Source organism: Streptomyces sp. NPDC048338 (genome assembly GCF_043201055.1).
Classification (GTDB): domain Bacteria; phylum Actinomycetota; class Actinomycetes; order Streptomycetales; family Streptomycetaceae; genus Streptomyces.
The window spans coordinates 268784-284287 of sequence record NZ_JBICYQ010000007.1 but is presented as its reverse complement, the minus strand read 5'-3'; the positions used below and the strand labels follow the sequence as shown (position 1 = coordinate 284287).

General features: G+C 73.9%; 14 protein-coding genes. 6 read left to right on the top strand and 8 right to left on the bottom strand.

The annotated features are described in order from the left end of the window. Positions 1 to 216: 216 nt before the first annotated feature. The 5 genes from ACGFZF_RS18680 to ACGFZF_RS18660 all read right to left on the bottom strand — a co-directional run bounded on the left by ACGFZF_RS18680 (position 217) and on the right by ACGFZF_RS18660 (position 4620). Entirely contained in the window at positions 217 to 591 is a 375-nt protein-coding gene (locus tag ACGFZF_RS18680) for a PRC-barrel domain-containing protein (protein ID WP_393555387.1), read from the bottom strand. Positions 592 to 798: 207 nt separating this feature from the next. Continuing rightward, positions 799 to 1446, bottom strand: a complete 648-nt coding sequence (locus tag ACGFZF_RS18675) for an alpha-ketoglutarate-dependent dioxygenase AlkB (protein WP_393555385.1) — start codon at positions 1444 to 1446, stop codon at positions 799 to 801. 72 nt (positions 1447 to 1518) lie between these two features. Further along, positions 1519 to 1746, bottom strand: a complete 228-nt coding sequence (locus ACGFZF_RS18670; RefSeq protein ID WP_147975991.1) for a hypothetical protein — start codon at positions 1744 to 1746, stop codon at positions 1519 to 1521. Positions 1747 to 1893: 147 nt separating this feature from the next. Continuing rightward, positions 1894 to 3129, bottom strand: a complete 1236-nt coding sequence (locus tag ACGFZF_RS18665) for a nitric oxide synthase oxygenase (protein ID WP_393555383.1) — start codon at positions 3127 to 3129, stop codon at positions 1894 to 1896. A gap of 168 nt (positions 3130 to 3297) precedes the next feature. After that, entirely contained in the window at positions 3298 to 4620 is a 1323-nt protein-coding gene (locus ACGFZF_RS18660; protein ID WP_393555381.1) for a diacylglycerol/lipid kinase family protein, read from the bottom strand. A gap of 475 nt (positions 4621 to 5095) precedes the next feature. Here ACGFZF_RS18660 and ACGFZF_RS18655 point away from each other — a divergent pair, with 475 nt between their 5' ends. The 3 genes from ACGFZF_RS18655 (at position 5096) to ACGFZF_RS18645 (ending at position 7661) form a co-directional block, all read left to right on the top strand. After that, positions 5096 to 5923, top strand: a complete 828-nt coding sequence (locus ACGFZF_RS18655) for a class I SAM-dependent methyltransferase (protein ID WP_393555379.1) — start codon at positions 5096 to 5098, stop codon at positions 5921 to 5923. A 267-nt stretch (positions 5924 to 6190) separates the two neighbouring features. Beyond that, positions 6191 to 6841 (top strand): hypothetical protein, encoded by a 651-nt coding sequence (locus ACGFZF_RS18650; protein ID WP_393555377.1) that lies wholly within the window; start codon positions 6191 to 6193, stop codon positions 6839 to 6841. A 151-nt stretch (positions 6842 to 6992) separates the two neighbouring features. Then, the gene (locus ACGFZF_RS18645) at positions 6993 to 7661 is read left to right on the top strand and encodes a class F sortase (RefSeq protein ID WP_393555375.1); all 669 of its coding nucleotides are present in this window, start codon (positions 6993 to 6995) and stop codon (positions 7659 to 7661) included. A gap of 348 nt (positions 7662 to 8009) precedes the next feature. Here ACGFZF_RS18645 and ACGFZF_RS18640 read toward each other — a convergent pair whose 3' ends face one another. The 3 genes from ACGFZF_RS18640 to ACGFZF_RS18630 form a co-directional block, all read right to left on the bottom strand. Further along, entirely contained in the window at positions 8010 to 9380 is a 1371-nt protein-coding gene (locus ACGFZF_RS18640; RefSeq protein WP_393555373.1) for an NAD(P)/FAD-dependent oxidoreductase, read from the bottom strand. Positions 9381 to 9676: 296 nt separating this feature from the next. After that, positions 9677 to 10717 carry a serine hydrolase domain-containing protein gene (locus ACGFZF_RS18635; protein WP_393555371.1) on the bottom strand — a complete coding sequence of 347 codons (1041 nt, stop codon included), beginning with the start codon at positions 10715 to 10717 and terminating at the stop codon, positions 9677 to 9679. Positions 10718 to 10833: 116 nt separating this feature from the next. Continuing rightward, entirely contained in the window at positions 10834 to 11325 is a 492-nt protein-coding gene (locus ACGFZF_RS18630; protein WP_393555369.1) for a GNAT family N-acetyltransferase, read from the bottom strand. Positions 11326 to 11861: 536 nt separating this feature from the next. On the opposite strand from ACGFZF_RS18630, the gene ACGFZF_RS18625 reads away from it, so the two are divergent. From ACGFZF_RS18625 to ACGFZF_RS18615, 3 genes are all read left to right on the top strand, one after another. Beyond that, complete coding sequence (locus ACGFZF_RS18625; RefSeq protein WP_393555367.1) at positions 11862 to 12722, top strand: hypothetical protein; 861 nt, start codon at positions 11862 to 11864, stop codon at positions 12720 to 12722. Between the two features lie 43 nt (positions 12723 to 12765). Next, a complete protein-coding gene (locus ACGFZF_RS18620; RefSeq protein WP_393555365.1) occupies positions 12766 to 13437 on the top strand; it encodes a DUF2278 family protein in 672 nt (223 codons plus the stop codon). 406 nt (positions 13438 to 13843) lie between these two features. Beyond that, on the top strand, positions 13844 to 15367 hold the full coding sequence (locus ACGFZF_RS18615) for an AMP-binding protein (protein WP_393555363.1): 1524 nt from the start codon (positions 13844 to 13846) through the stop codon (positions 15365 to 15367). Positions 15368 to 15504 lie beyond the last annotated feature (137 nt).

Below are 15504 nucleotides of genomic sequence, written 5' to 3'. Positions count from 1 at the left end.
TTCCTTGATCCGGCAAGGAGGGGTGGGAGATGTCACAGCCGCCGGCACGCCGAGTCCGTCGCCCCGCGGAACGCCCCGCGGTCGCGGCGAGCACCGCCGTGACCGCCCCGGCGGCGCTCGCCGCGGCGCGACTGTCCGGCCCGCGGACCGGGCACGCGAGCGGCCCCGGCCCGAAGGGGCAGGGGCCGCTCGCGTGCCGTCGGGGCGGGTGCCGCCTCAGGCAGGCCGCGATCCACCCGGGAACGGGCCGCCCGTGCGGTAGTACTGGGCGATCTCCTCCCGGTACTGCTGGTCGGCGAGGTGCTTGTCGGAGTGGAACTCCGGCGAGTCCTTGATCTGCTCCTTGCTGAGCCCGATGTGGACCGTGTGCTCGTCCAGGTCGATCCGGGTCACCGTGCTGGCGGGGAGCAGGACTTCCTTGCCGAAGATCCACACGCCCGTGTCGACGACCAGGTAGGCGTCGTTGACCTCGTCCGAGTGCTTGTCGACCTTGCCGATGTGGCCGTCGGTCGCCTCGACCCTCCATCCGATCAGGTTCGTGCCCGTGAGGTGACCCGTCGTCGTTCCGTAGCTCCACGGGTTCTCGGTCATGGCGTCACTCCTCTGATTCTCGGAACCGTCCGATACGTGTTCTCGGCCGCTCGCCCCGGCCGGTCGGCACGTCGGCCGCCCCGCCGGAACGGTGCCGGGCCCACCGGCCCATGACCCTCCGCCTGCCCGGGTGTTCCCGATCCACACCTGCGCGCTGGGGCTCGCGACCGCCCCGGACGGCACCCTCAAGGTCCTGTCCGGGCGGACCTAGTTCACGCCCCGGGTGCGGAACTGCACGCTGATCCGGGGGCCCACCGCGCGGGTCGTCTTCGGGACGGCGTGCTCCCAGGTCCGCTGGCAGGAGCCGCCCATCACGACCAGGTCGCCGTGGCCCAGCGGGAGCCGCAGGGCGACGGCGCCGCCGCCCCGAGGGCGGAGGGCGAGCGCCCGGGGATCGCCCAGGGAGAGGATGGCGACCATCGTGTCCTGCGTGGCCGAGCGGCCGTTGCGGTCGCCGTGCCAGGCGACGCTGTCGCGGCCGTCCCGGTAGAGGCAGAGGCCCGCGGTGACGAAGGGTTCGCCGAGTTCGGGGGCGTAGTGGGCGCTCAGGGTCTCGCGCGCGTCCAGCAGGGCGGGGTGAGGGAGTTCGGCGCCTTCGCGGTAGTACGCGAGGAGGCGGGGCACGGCCACCACGCCGTCGTACATCCGGCGCGTCTCCGCCTGCCACGGCACGCGCGCGGCGAGGTCGTCGAACAGTGCGTCGGCGCCGTCGAACCACCCGGGCAGGTGGTCGACCCAGGCTCCCTGGCCCAGTGCGGTCCGCCGGACGCCGTCCAGCGCCCCGGGCCCGATGTCCGCGCCCTGGTCGAAGAGGGACCCCTGGAAGCCCGGGATGTCCGTACGTGCTGCCGTCATGGAGTCCAGCATAGACACCCGACCGAACATGTGAGCGATTTGGTGAGGGTGTCGGCGCGGAGGCCGGGCCCTTCAGAGGATGTGGATGCGCTCCAGGGTCCCCTCGGCGTCGCGGATCATGAGGTCGTGCCCCTTGGCGCGCTCCCGCTCGACGTACCCGAGGAGCAGGATCGCCCGGTTGATGACATCGGCCTTGCTGACGCCGCTCGCGGCGACCAGCTCGGAGACGGCGGTCACCGCCGGCGGGCAGAGCGTCACGGAGAGGCGCTCGCTGTCGGGGTGGGAGGGGAGGCGGCTCATGGTGCGGCCTTTCGGTCCGGTCGGCGTGGGCGCGTTCAGCATGCCATCAGTGGTGCGAATCCGCACCACATTTACACCAGACTGAAAGCCCGGGTCGACCCTGTCGCCGTACTGCGGCGGACGCGGCGGACGCGGGGGCCGCCGGGATCAGGTCTCGCGCGCGACGAAGGCAGGCCGCAGCGAGGGGTCGACGGGGTCGTAGTACCGGTGGAAGACCGGGGTCGCCGAACCGGAGACCGGCGGGACGATCCAGCTCCAGTCGGCGGGCGTCGGCCTCCCCAGGCGGCTCTCCTGGGCGATGTGACGGAGGAACCGGTCCGACTCGGTGTGGTGGTCGCTCATCGTCACGCCGGCCTCCTGGAAGGAGTGCAGCACCGCCACGTTGAGCTCGACCAGCGCCCGGTCCCGCCACAGCGTGCGCTCCGAGGAGCGGTCGAGCCCCAGCCGCTCGGCGACGACCGGCAGCAGGTCGTAGCGCTCGGCGTCGGCCAGGTTCCGGGCGCCGATCTCGGTTCCCATGTACCAGCCGTTGAACGGCGCCGTCGGGTACCGCACGCCGCCGATCTCCAGGGTCATGTTGCTGATCGCGGGCACGGCGTACCAGCGCAGCCCCAGGTCCGCGAACCACGGGTGGTCGGGGTGGCTCAGCGCCACCTCCAGCACGGCGTCGTCCGGCAGCTCGTACCAGCGGGGCGCGGCGTCGGGGAGCTGTCGGACCATCAGCGGCAGTGTCTGGAAGCGCGCTTCCTCGCGCTTCCAGCCCAGGTCGCGGGCCCGGGAGGTGAGATCGGCGCCGTGCGGGTCGCCGATCCAGCGGCCGTCGGGCCCGGGGTGTCCGGCGTACCGCACGAGCTGGTCGTTGACGATCCGCGGCGCGGGACGGCCCGGCGCGTCCGGCGCGAAGACGGAGATCACCGGACGGATCCGGCCCCCGTTGGCGGCCGACCGCAGATGGTCGAAGCACTGTGCGGCGATGTCGTCGGCGGATGTGACGTGCCGCAGGTCCCGCACCACCAGACTGCGCCAGTAGAGCCTGCCGATGCACCTGGCCGCGTTGCGCCATGCGACGCGGGCGCCGAAGGAGAGTTCGGCGGGGGAGTGGGTGTACGTGCCGGTGCGGTCGATCTCCTCCAGTACTTCGCGGACCCTCCCGTCCACGTCGCCGGCGGCGCGCGGCTGCTCTTCGTGGAACTGGCGGACGAATTCCTCCGCCTGCTGCCGGTCCGCCGCGTCGGGCGCCGGATCCGGTCCGCGCGGCACGCGCACCGCCGGAGCGGCGTCTCCGCGCGCGTCGTCGGACGTGTGGGGGCAGGCGCTGTTCCTCGGGACCAGCTTCCAGCGGCGGCTCAGACTGAAGACCACGGTGTTCCCTTCCGTGGTCATGACTACCGGAAGGAAGCGTCCGAGCGCGGAGAGTGAGTGAATCTCCGTCAGGGGAGGCGTTCCTCTTGGTAGGGTGCCGCCCGCCGACCCGAGGCCGAGCTCCCCATGCCCGTCCGGGCGGCATTCGCAGGCCCGCGACGACTGCCCGGACGGAACCCCGGGCCGCCCTCAGCGCGCGCGGCCCACGGCCAGCGCGGTGATCCACCGCCAGTTCAGGGGCGAACTCGGGGCGGCGGTGCCGGGCCGGTTCCGGGGCACGAGGACACGAAGGGCGCGCGGGCGCAGAGTGCAGACGACCGGCGTGGGCAGCGTCAGCGCCTCGCCGTCCACCGCGACGGGGATGGTGTCGGCGTCGGCCGTGACCTCCACCCCGCGCGCCGTCAGGACGCTGAGCCCCGACGAACGCGTCCCCCGCACGGCGAGGTCGGCGGCCTGCCCGGCGGTCTCCACCCGAAGGCCGATCACACCGAGCTTCCCCCGGTCGAGGCGGGCTCGGAGGCCGGAGGCCATCGGATCCGGCGCGGCGTAGGGGTTGTTGCTCACCAGGATCGCCTGCTGGTCGAGGAGCCGCTTGTCACCCGCCGTCGCGTCGAGGCGCCGGCTGCTGTCCCCGAGCAGGTCGGGCATCAGGTCGAGCGCCGTTCCGGCCTTGGCGTCCCGGTACTCCGGACGCTGCACGATGTCCGCGTAGACCCCGAACGACACGGTGTTGACGAAAGGCCGGCCACTGACCGAGCCGAGGTCGACCCGCACCTCCTCGCCGTCCGTCAGGGCGTCCAGGCACCGGGCCGGGTCCGTACGGTCGAGTCCGAGATCCATCGCGAAGTGGTTGCGCGTACCGGCGGAGATCACGAGGAACGGCAGGTCGTTGTCGGCCGCCACCCGGGCCACCAGGGCCTGCGTGCCGTCACCGCCCGCCACCCCCAGCAGGTCCGCCCCCGCGGCCACGGCCTCGCGCGCCAGCGCCTCCACATCGGTCCCGGCCTTCGTGTCCAGCAGGTGCACCTCGGCACCGAGCTGCTCGGCCCGCTCCACGAGCCCGAAGCGGCCGACCTTGCCGCCGCCCGACTCCGGGTTCATGATCAGCACGGGCCGCCGGGGAACCGGCCTCGTCCTGCCGCGCATCACGTACGCCTTCCCCGTGGCACGCACGGCCGCCCGCGCGCACAACAGGGCCACCCCGTACAGGCCGATGGCCAGCAGGGCGTTGCCCCACACGCCCTCCGACGTGAAGTGGAGCAGCACCCCGACGGGTGCGCCGACCGCAAGGAGGACGCCGGCCACGCGCAGCAGTCCACGCCGGGCCACCAGCCACCACAGACCCACCGCCGAGACGACGATGCCGCCGATCCCGCTCACGAGCACCAGCGGCCCGGCCGTGCCCACCACCAGCAACACGACCAGGACCGACGCCACCAGCAACAACAGGGCGCAGCGGGCCAGGAGCCGCGCCGCTCCCCGCCTCCTGCCCGAACCATTCAGCGGTTCCACGTCCGGCCCCAGCCTTTCCCACTCGGCCTCGTGAGGCGTCGCTCCCCACCAGGCCATGATGCGCCCCGCTCGCCCGGGCCCGAACCCCCTACCCAAGCGTCGCCCGGGGACGAGGTCAACCTGCCACCGACCAGCGAGCCGAGCAGCGAGAGGCGGATGCGCCGGGCCGCGCCGGCGGCCGCCCGCGGGACGGCCGCCTCCCCGTCCGACCCCGCCTCGCCGTAGGGGGTGTCCTGTCCGCCGGATCCGCCCGCCCGTCCCCGTCGCCGCGGCACCCGCTTGGGCCGATCGGCGCAGGCCCGGCGCGCCTCGCCGGGGCGGGCGACCCCCCGTGGAGGATCGGTGCGGCGGGCCCGGCACGGGCCGCCGGATACCGCACCAGCGCGCGAAGAGGTCCGGCCATGAATATGTTCGACGACCCGCTGCCCCGACCGGTGGGGCCGCACGATACCCTCGGCGCCCCGCAGGCGACGACGTGACCGCCGTCCCGCGCGGCGAGGCGCCCGGCGGCGGCCGCTACGGCGAGGCCGTCTTCCGCCCCGAACAGGCGGGCGAGGGCGAACGCATCGACTTCGGTGCCCTCGCCTACGACGACATCACCGTGGCGCGGCTGCTTGCCCTGGGAGCCGGTCCGGGGTGGCACTGCCTCGACCTGGGCGCCGGCACGGGCACCGTCTCCCGCCGCCTGCTGGCCGACGCCGAGGTGGCGAGCGTCCTCGCCGTGGACCGCGACGTACGGTTCCTCGCCGAGCGTCCCGTGCCCGGGCTCGACGTGCTGGAGGCCGACCTCACCGCCCCCGACTTCGACCCCGGCCGGTTCCGGCTCGTACACGCGCGCTTCGTCCTGATGCATCTGGCCGAGCGCGAACAGCTGATCACCCGGCTCGCCGAACTCGTCGAACCCGGCGGCGTCCTGGTCCTCAGCGACGCGGTCGACCTGACGAGCGACCGGGCCCCCGACACGCCGTACACCACGGCGATGCGGGCCATGTGGCAGGGGTTGCGGGCCACCATCGGCACCGACGTCTCCGGCGTGCCCTCCTACCCGCACCTGCTGCGCGCGGCGGGACTCGACCAGGTCGCCGCGGAGATCCACGTGCCGCCCCTGGTACCGGGCAGCCCCATCAGCCGCTTCTGGGCGGACACATGGGACCGCGGCAGAGCGGCGATGACCGCCACCGGCCAGGTCGACGACGAGGACGTCGACGCGGCGATCCGGTACCTGGACTCCGACGCCTGTGCCGCGCTGTCCGCCGGCATGCTCACCGTCTGGGGCCGCAAGCCGGACGAGCCGAAACGATGAGCCGCCCCGGCCCGGGCCGGCCCACGCCCGGCGCCACGGTTGTTCGACATGCCGACCCGCACCGCCTGTCGCCCCGTCAAACACCGCCACGGTGTGGCGTACCGCCCAACGGATGACCGACGGCGAAGCACCACTCGTTGAGCCCTGTCCCGGGCGTCCCCCGGTGGCGCCACCTCACTGGGGATTCGACGGTGGTTCAGTCGCCGCCGCGTAGAGAAAGAGCCGACGAACGGTCAGCTGACGCCGCCGGCGACGAAAGGAAAGATCATGCGCTCAGCCCGCATCCTTCTCGCCGCCACCGCCACGGTGGCGCTCACGATCGCCGGCCCCACGGCGATCGCCGCACCCCTCGGAGACTGGGACAAGGACGACTCGTCGCACAGCAAGGAGCACGACAAGGAGCACGACAAGGACCACGGCAAGGACCACGGCAAGCCGCACGGTGGTGTGCACACCGGTGGTGGTGCGCTGTCGCTGGTGGGCGAGGGTGACTGGGACAAGGAGAAGGACAAGGACGGGAAGTGGTCGAAGGACCACGGCAAGCCGCACGGTGGTGTGCACACCGGTGGTGGCGCGCTGTCGCTCGTGAACGACGGTGACTGGGACAAGGAGAAGGACAAGGACGGGAAGTGGTCGAAGGACCACGAGAAGCCGCACGGTGGTGTGCACACCGGTGGTGGCGCGCTGTCGCTCGTGAACGACGGTGACTGGGACAAGGACAAGCGCGCCGCGGACCCGTCCGACAAGAAGGAGCACCCGAAGAAGGAGCACGAGAAGCCGCACGGCGGCGTGCACACCGGTGGCGGCGGCCTCGCCGACTCCGGTACCAACGTCGCCGCCGCGAGCCTGCTGCTCCTCGGCGGTGCCGGCGCCGGCGTCTACCTGCTGCGCCGCCGCCGGGCCGGTGCCACGGCCTGAGCTTCCCCCAGGTAGGACACCCCTGCGATGAGCAGGGGCAGGCGGTGGCCGCCGTCCGGCGACGGACAGCACACGGCGGCCACCGCCCCCACACGAGCGGTCGGACGGACTCGGACCGCACTCGATGCTGTGCGCGCCGCGGAGGTGGCGGATGTCCCGGAAGACGGTTCCCCTCGGAGAGAGCCGCGGTCGGCGACGGAAGATCGCCGCGATCCTGTGGCCCCTGGGCCTGGTGGTGCTCGCACTGAGCCTCTTCGGGAGGCTGCCGACACCGGACCCGGTCGTGCCACCGGCGCCGGCGCCGCCGGTCTCGGCACCACCGGCCCGCGCCTCCGAACGTCCCGCGGAACCGCTCTCGCTGCCCCGCTCGGCGCCGGTACGGCTCGTGATTCCCCGGATCGGCGTGGACGCTCCGTTCACCGATCTGGCGATCGACTCCGGAGGGCAACTCGAAGCCCCGCCCGCGAACGACACCAACCTCGTCGGATGGCATGCGGACGGCACGAGCCCCGGGGAGAGCGGCACCGCCATCGTCGCCGGCCACGTGGACACCAAGACGTCCGCCGCCGTCTTCGCCCGACTCGACAGGCTGATTCCGGGCGACCGCTTCGACGTCCGGCGGGCCGACGGCCGCACGGCCACCTTCACCGTCGACACGCTCGAGACCTTCTCCAAGGGCGCCTTCCCGGACGACCGGGTGTACGCCGACACCGACCGGCCGCTGATCCGCCTCATCACCTGCGCCGGCGTGTACGACAAGAAGGCCCGCGACTACAAGGACAACCTCGTCGTCTTCGCCCACCTCGCCGCCGTCACCTGAGGCCCGGCGCCGGCGGGGGGGCCCCCGGGGGGGGGGGGGGGGGGGGGCCCGCCCCCCCCCCCCCCGCCCCCCCCCCCCCCCCCCCCCCCCCCCCCCCCCCCCCCCTGCGGCCCGGCGCCGGGGGGGCACGCGGGAGGGGGGCGCGGCCTGTGCCGCGCCCCCTTCCGTCGTGCACCGGCCCGGACGAGGAATCCACGGGAGGCCGTCGGCGGCGCGTCGGACCGGGTGTGTTGCGGCGCGGCGGCGGCGTGCCCACGTGCGGCCGCCGCCCCCCTCGCACCGGCGGCCGGCCCCGGGATCGACCCGGAGCACCGGCGGGTCGCCCCGGCACCCCGGATCACCAACGGATCACCCGCGGCGCGACCCCTCGACGTGCTCCCGCACCTGGTCCGGCGTCAGGTAGCTGTCGGTGTACTCGAAGTCCTTCAGCTTGGCGGGCTTCCGGGCCTGGAAGCCGGTGCGGACGAAGTCGTCGCCCGCGACCGCGTTGAGCAGCCAGTTCGTCGCCACCCGGGCCTTGGCGACGCCGGTACGCAGCGCCGACCAGTGGTAGCCGCGGGCCACGACCTGGGCGGGCAGGCCGCGCAGCTCCACACCGAGCGGCTTGGACACGGCGTCCTTGCCTCCGAGGTCGACGACGAGTCCCAGGTCCTTGTGGACGTACGGCTTCAACGGCTGCTTGCGCAGGGCCGCGATGACGTTCTCGGCGACGTGCCGGCCCTGCCGCATCGCGTGCTGTGCGGTGGGCGGGCAGATCGCGCCCTCCTCGTCCTTGGCGAGGTCGGGTACGGCGGCGCAGTCGCCGAGGGCGAAGACGCCGTCGTCGCCCGGCAGGCACATCTCGGGAGTCACCGCGAGGCGTCCCCTGACCGTCTCGGCGCCCAGCGTCGCGATGAGCGGACTCGCCACCACACCCGCGGTCCAGATCAGCGTGCGGGTGGGCACCACCCGCCCGTCCGTGAAGGTGACCTCCTCGGCCGCCGCCTTGTCGATGGACACGCCCAGGGAGACCTCGATGCCGCGCCGGTGGAGTACCTCCTGTGCGCTGCGGCCGAGCTTGTCGCCGAGTTCGGGCATCAGCTTCGGCGCGATGTCGATCAGGTGCCACTTGATCAGCTTTGGATCCAGCCGCGGGTATCGCTTGACCGCGGCGTGGGTGAGCCGCTGCAGGCAGGCCGCGGTCTCGGTGCCCGCGTAGCCGCCGCCGACCACCACGAACTGCAGGCGCGAGGCGCGCTCGGCCGGGTCCTTGCTGGCGTCGGCGAGGTCGAGCTGTGAGATCACGTGGTCGCGGATGTACGCGGCCTCGGCGAGCGTCTTCATGCCGAACGCGTGGTCCGTCAGGCCGGGGATGTCGAACGTCCGGGTCACGCTTCCCGGGGCCAGCACGATGTGGTCGTACGGCTCGTCGACGATCTCGTCGGTGATCGTGCGCACCACGCACACCTTGGCCTTGAGGTCCACCCCGATGGCCCCGCCCGGGATGATCCGGGTGCGGTACTTGCTGCTGCGCCGCAGCGAGAGGGCGATCGACTGGGGCGTGAGCACGCCGGAGGCGACCTGGGGCAGCAGGGGCAGATAGAGCTGGTAGGCGAACGGTGTCACGAGGGTGACGTCCGCCTCGCCGGGGGAGAGCCTCCGCTCCAGCCGACGGACGCACTCCACGCCGGCGAAACCTGCTCCGACCACGAGGATCCTGGGTCGTGTCATGGTCTTCATCCCTCTCTGCGGCTCCGAGCGGTCTGCCGCGATCACTGTTCGCCTGCCCCTGGATCGCTGCTTCGCACCCTGCCGATCCCATCGTGTCGGCGGCGTTCGGGCGAGCCGGACGCGGCAGCCGGGCGACGGACGGGGCGCGCGGCTTCCCTTTCGCCCGGCGCCGGGGCCGCCTCACGGGGGCGCCGCGGCCTCGGCGGCCCGTCGCTCCCGCAGGCTCCGGCAAGGCTGCCACCGTTCCCCGCCGCTTCCGGCTGTCCCCGCCGGCTCCTGCCGGCTTCCGCCGCGTGCGGCTCCGCTCAGGAGCGCGCGGCCTGCAGTTCGCGCAACAGCCCGAAGGCCGGCGCGTCCACCGAGTGCCGCGTGTTGCCGAGGACGACGACGCCCGTCCCCGTCTCCGGGTCGAAGCCCACGAAGGAGCTGAACCCGCCGGTGCCGCCGTTGTGCCAGATCTGCAGACGGGCACCCTGGCGGGCGTGCAGGCGGTGCGCCATCCAGCCGAGGTGGATCCATGCGAAGGGGCTCCTGCGGTGCTCGACCTCCCGGCTGAGCCTGATCGCCTCCGCGAGCTCCGGCGGGCCGCCGTCCAGCTGGGCGCGGACATAGGCCACCAGGTCGGTCGCGGTCGACCGCAGGGCGCCGGCGCCGGCCAGGGCGGCCAGGTTCCACGGCGGGGTGGGCCGCCGCCTGCCGTCGTGCCCACCGGCCGCCCGCACCGCGCGGGCGGCATCCACCGTCACGGCGGTGTCGGTCATGGCCAGCGGGGCGCAGATCTGCTCCGTGATCAGCTGCTCGTAGCCCGTGCCGGCCCTGCGGGCGAGGCCCAGCCCGAGCAGTCCGGCTCCGAGGTTCGAGTAGCGGACGCGCTGCCCGGGCGTGGCACCGAGGCGGGTACGGGCCAGGCCGGACAGCAGGACGTCGGCGGTGCAGCCCGCGTACGGGTCCGGGGTCCCGGGACGCAGCAGCGCCCGGAGCAGCATCCCCTTGGGCAGCCGCGGCAGACCGGAGGTGTGGGTGGCCAGATGCCGCAGGGTGATCTGCCGGCCGCCCCGGGACGGTACCGCCGCGCCGTCGGGCAACAGCCCGGCCAGCGGATCGTCGAGACGCACGGTGCCCGCGGCCGCCATCCGCGCGAGCGCCAGCGCCGTGAACGTCTTGGTCACCGAACCGATCTCGAACAGGGTGTGCGCGTCCGGTGTTCCGCCGGTGTCGCCGCCGGTGCTCCCCGCGCCCCTGATCTCCACGTGGCCGCCCGCGACGGCGGCCACCACGACCCCGACCTGCCGTTCGGCGAGCCGGTCCGCGGTCCGTTGGGCGAGGATGCCGATGTCTGCTGCCATACGCGCCATCATCACGTCGCCCGCGCACCCGTTCATGCGCCTCGATGATGATTTCCACCGCACCGGCGTGCGACATGAGCAGGAGGACCGGGCGAGCCCGTGTCGTCCGCCGGTGCTCAGCCGGTCGCCGGAGTGTCCGCCTCGTACCGCAGCCAGACGTAGGCGGTCGGCTGGGCGGCGTTCCAGGTCGCGGCGAGATCGGCGTCGACGGTGACGAATCCGGCGCCCCGATAGCAGCGCAGAGCCGCCGCGTTGAGGGGGTGGACCCGCATGAAGACGTCGGCGTGGCCCGCGGCGACCGCGTGCGCGAGAAGCCCGCGGACGAGAGCGCGGCCCCATCCCGATCCGCGGCGGCCCGGAGCCACGATGATCCGGGCGAGCTCGACCTCGTCCTCTTCGGCGTCGAACCACAACTCGCCGTACCCGACGACGTCCGCACCCACCACGAGGACGTGCGCCCGCACGTCCTCGTCCCGCTGCCACTCGGCGACCGTCCGCGCGGCCAGCGGGAACTCCTGCCGCCCGCACCACATGACGACCTCCTGGGCGGAGACCGGCCAGCCCGCCACCGTGTCGGCGTGCGCCGCGGCGAAGGGGAGCAGTTCCATACGAGTCCGTCCGTTCACGACGCCGGTCCACGACGCCGGTCCGTTCCGATGCCACACGCGGCCGCCGGCGACCCGCGCGGCGCGCGCGGGGCCGACCTTATGCCGTCCGGGCACGCTGCCGCACTCCCCGTCGTCGCGCGCCCCCGAGACGAAGCCGTCGGCGAGAACTCCCGCGAACCGAGTGCGCGTGAACTGAGTACGCCGGCCCCGGAATCCGTATCGGTGGCCAGACCGGCCGTGCCCGCACCACGGCCAGGAAGGAGGGGAGACGCGACACCGGACGCCACGTCCGCCGAGGCTACCGGCGGACGTCGAGCGCGTACGGGCCCGGCCCCGGTGGGGCGCCGGAGTCGGGCCCGCATCCGCCCGTCCTTCCCACTCGACCCTCGGAGGAGCCGCATGGACGCCGCCGTACGCACCGGGCCGATCAGCCGCATCGGCACCGCCCTCGCCACCGACCACGCCGGCCCCGGCGCGTGGCCTGCTCGCCTCCGGGCAGGCGTCCCCGGGCCCGCCCGTCCCGCCGGAGGGTCCTGATGACCACCTCGCTGCGCCGCAGCTCCGCCCGGGCCCGGCTCGTGGCCCTCGTCGCCGACGCCACCGCCCGCGTCACCGCCGCCTGGCGGATCCTCACCACGGCGCAGTCGCGGCTCCTGGCCGCGCTCGCCGTGATCCGGCCCGGCCGCAGCGCCCTCGCCCTCACCCGCGCCGCCGCCCTCGCCTTCCACCAGGCCGTCGCCTCCTTCGACCGGGCCGTCGCCGGATTCACCGAACGCTGGGCGGCCACCGACCTGCCCGCCGCGTATCGCGAGGGAGCGCTCGCCGTCCTCCACCACGTGGACCGGCCCCAGCGCTCCTGGACCTGGACGGCCCGTCACCAGACCGCGCTCACCACCCTCACGGCCCGGTTCCACGGCGACCTCACCGCACGCCACGTCGAAGCCGTGCGGCGCGCCCGCGCGTTCCTCCGCGCCGCCCTCGCGGTCGCCCGTGCCCGGGCCGACGGGTTCAGCGTCCCCCGCTTCGACGGGAACAACCTGCTGCGGGAACACCCGCTGGACACCGTCGCCGACGCCGACGGCGTCCGCCGTCCCGTGGAGTCCTGGGCCCGCGACGCCCTCTCCTGGCAGGCACTCTCCACCGCTCACACCGGCGCGCTCCACACCGCCGCCGGCGACCTGCACTGCACCTGGATCGAGGTGTACGACGGCCCCGACTGCGGGTGGGCCGGCCACGACGACCCCGACCGCGCGCACGGCACCCTCCGTACCGTCCGGGAGGCACTCGACCATCCCCTCGCCCACCCGCACTGCCGACGGGAGTTCTTCCCCCGCCCGGACATCACGTCCCCGCCCGGTCGCGACTTCGCGGACGACCGCAGCCGCCACGGAACGTGATCATCGTCGGGCGGAGCGTCGTCGTCGGTGGTTCACTGGCGGTATGCCTTTCGCACGCTACGGGGTGCTCGCGGGGACGCTCCACGGGTACCACCGCGATCAGCCGGACAGCCAGGGCCGTTGGTTCCACGTCAACCTGGACGTCGACGCGCCCGCCGGGCGCTACCACTGCGCCGTCGACGTCGACAGCCACAAGTCCAACGTGGGTGTGCAGTGGAAGGCGTTCACCCTGGACGCCGCCTCCCTCGGTCCGGCCGCGGCCCTCGCCCCGGGCTACCACGACCTGGCCCGCACCCCGGATTCCGGAGCACTGGACTACCTCCGCCACCCGGCGCTGGTGGACCACTCCGGCGTACTCTTCCGGCGCCGCCCGCCGGACTGGCTGCAGGAACTCCTCGGCCTGTTCGGCTCGCGGCCGTGGCACGCGGGCTCCAACGTCGACGCCGCCGCCGCACTGGAGGAGATCCTGGAGGCGGGGCGGCGCATCCTCGTCTTCGGCGAACCCTTCGACGACGACCCCGAAGGCGACCTGGGCATGCACAACGTCCACCAGAACCAGGGAGACCCGACGGGATCCCAGTGGTGGGCGGAGAACGGCATCTGGCAGGACGGCGCGACGGTCACCCAGCGCACCGACGGCCGGTACGACGTCTTCCTGAACAAGTTCTCCAGCCAGGCGGACCGCACGGACGGCGCGGGCCACCCCACCACCTGACCACGCCCGCCGACGCGGCCCCGCCGAGGACCGGACGCCGGGTCCGGGGCGCTTCGCGGCAGCGCGGCTCCCTCCGCCGGGCGCCCGGTCCCTGCCCGACGACCCCGCGCGGACCGGGGACATCGTGCCTGTGCACCAGTACGATGCCGAACTGTTCGACGCCGCGGTCGCCACCGCCGCCGCCGAACGGAACGCGAGACTGCTCGCCTCCGTGACCGCGCACCGGGGGCCTCCGGCGGTCGGGCCGACCGACGGGGGGCGAAGTGGGCGACGGAGCAAGGCTGTTCGACGCGCTGTGTCATGCCGTCGCCTGGACGCGAGGCGTCCTCGGCGAGGCTGCGCCCGCCCCCACCGACCCGGCAGCGCTTCCGGCGCGTGCCCGAAGGCAGCCCCAGGGGGACCGTTCATGAGCACCACCCTCTACCGGCTGGTCGCCGGTACCGCGGAGCGGCTTCCGGAGGCGCCCGCCCTGGAGCTGCCCGGCAGAACGGTGAGCTACCGCCACCTGCTGACGGCCGCGGAGGCCCTCGCGGAGCGGATCCGGCGGATCGCGGACACGGCGGGACCGATCGCCCGGGTGGGCCTGTTCGCGCCCAGGGGAGCCGTAGCCTGCGTGGGCTACCTGGCCGCGCTGCGGCTCGGAGCGGCCGTCGTACCCCTCAACCCCGCCTATCCGGCCGCCCGCATCCACGACGTGCGCGAACTGGCGGGCGTGGACCTGGTGCTGGCCGACGCGACGGTGTGGCCGGACCCCGGCCCGGACTGGGCGGCCGGCCTCCCCACTCTGACGCCGACGCCCGACGAGGCACTCGCGGCCACGCCCCGGGGCGACCTCCCCCCGTACGCGGCGGAACCCGACCGGCTCGCGTACGTCCTGTTCACCTCGGGAACGACCGGCCGGCCCAAGGGGATTCCGGTCAGGCACCGCAACGTCGTCCCGTTCGTCGAGCACAACATCGCCCGGTACGGCATCGGCCCCGGCTGCCGCATGTCGCACACCTTCGACCTGACCTTCGACGCCTCCGTCTTCGACCTCTTCGTCACCTGGGGCGGCGGCGCGACCCTCGTGGTCGCCGACCGGTCCGAGATGTTCGACCCCGCCGAGTACCTCGGGCGCAGAAGCCTCACGCACTGGTTCTCCGTACCCTCGGCCATCTCGGTGAGCGCCCGGTTCGGCACCCTGCCCACCCGGCCGGTGCCCGCCCTGCGCCAGAGCATGTTCGGCGGGGAGCAGCTGACGCGTGAACAGGCGGCCCTGTGGCACACGGCGGTGCCCGACTCGCTGATCGACAACGTCTACGGGCCCAGCGAGCTCTCCGTGGGCTGTACCGGCTATCGGCTGCCCCGGGACCCCCGCCGCTGGCCCCGCACGGCCAACGACACGGTGCCGATCGGCCGCGTCTACGGCAGCCTGGAGCACCTCGTCACCCCGGACCTGAACGAGCTGTGCGTACGCGGCCCCCAGCGTTTCGACGGGTATCTCGACGCGGCCGACGATGCCGGCCGCTTCCTGGGCCACACCGGCCCCGGCCGCCCCGACCCCTCCCGCCACTACCGCACCGGGGACCGCGTCGGTCTGGAACAGGGACAGCTGGTCCATCTGGGCAGGCTCGACGACCAGGTGAAGATCATGGGCTTCCGGATCGAACCGGGCGAGATCGAGACCGCTCTGCGCCGTCTTCCCGACGTGGTCGACGCCGTCGTGATCGTCGACGCACGCGGAGAGGCCGCCGAACTCGTCGCCTGCTACACCGGCCGCCCCGTGCACCGGCGCGACCTCGTCCGGGCACTGCGCCTCACGCTGCCCGTGCACCTGCTGCCCCGGCGCTTCGTGCACCTGGAGTCGCTGCCCCGCGACACCCACGGCAAGACGGACCGGGCCGCCCTCCGCCGGCTCGCGACGCAGGCGCCCGCCCCTGCCGCTCCTTGAGCCCGGAACGCGTCGGCGCTCACGGCGCCGTACGGCCGGCCGATCGGGACCGGCCCGGGGAAGGCCACCCGTACGCGACGCACCTCGTGTCCGCGTGCCCGCCGGCCCCGCGCGGGCGACCCCGCGGAAGGGCGTCG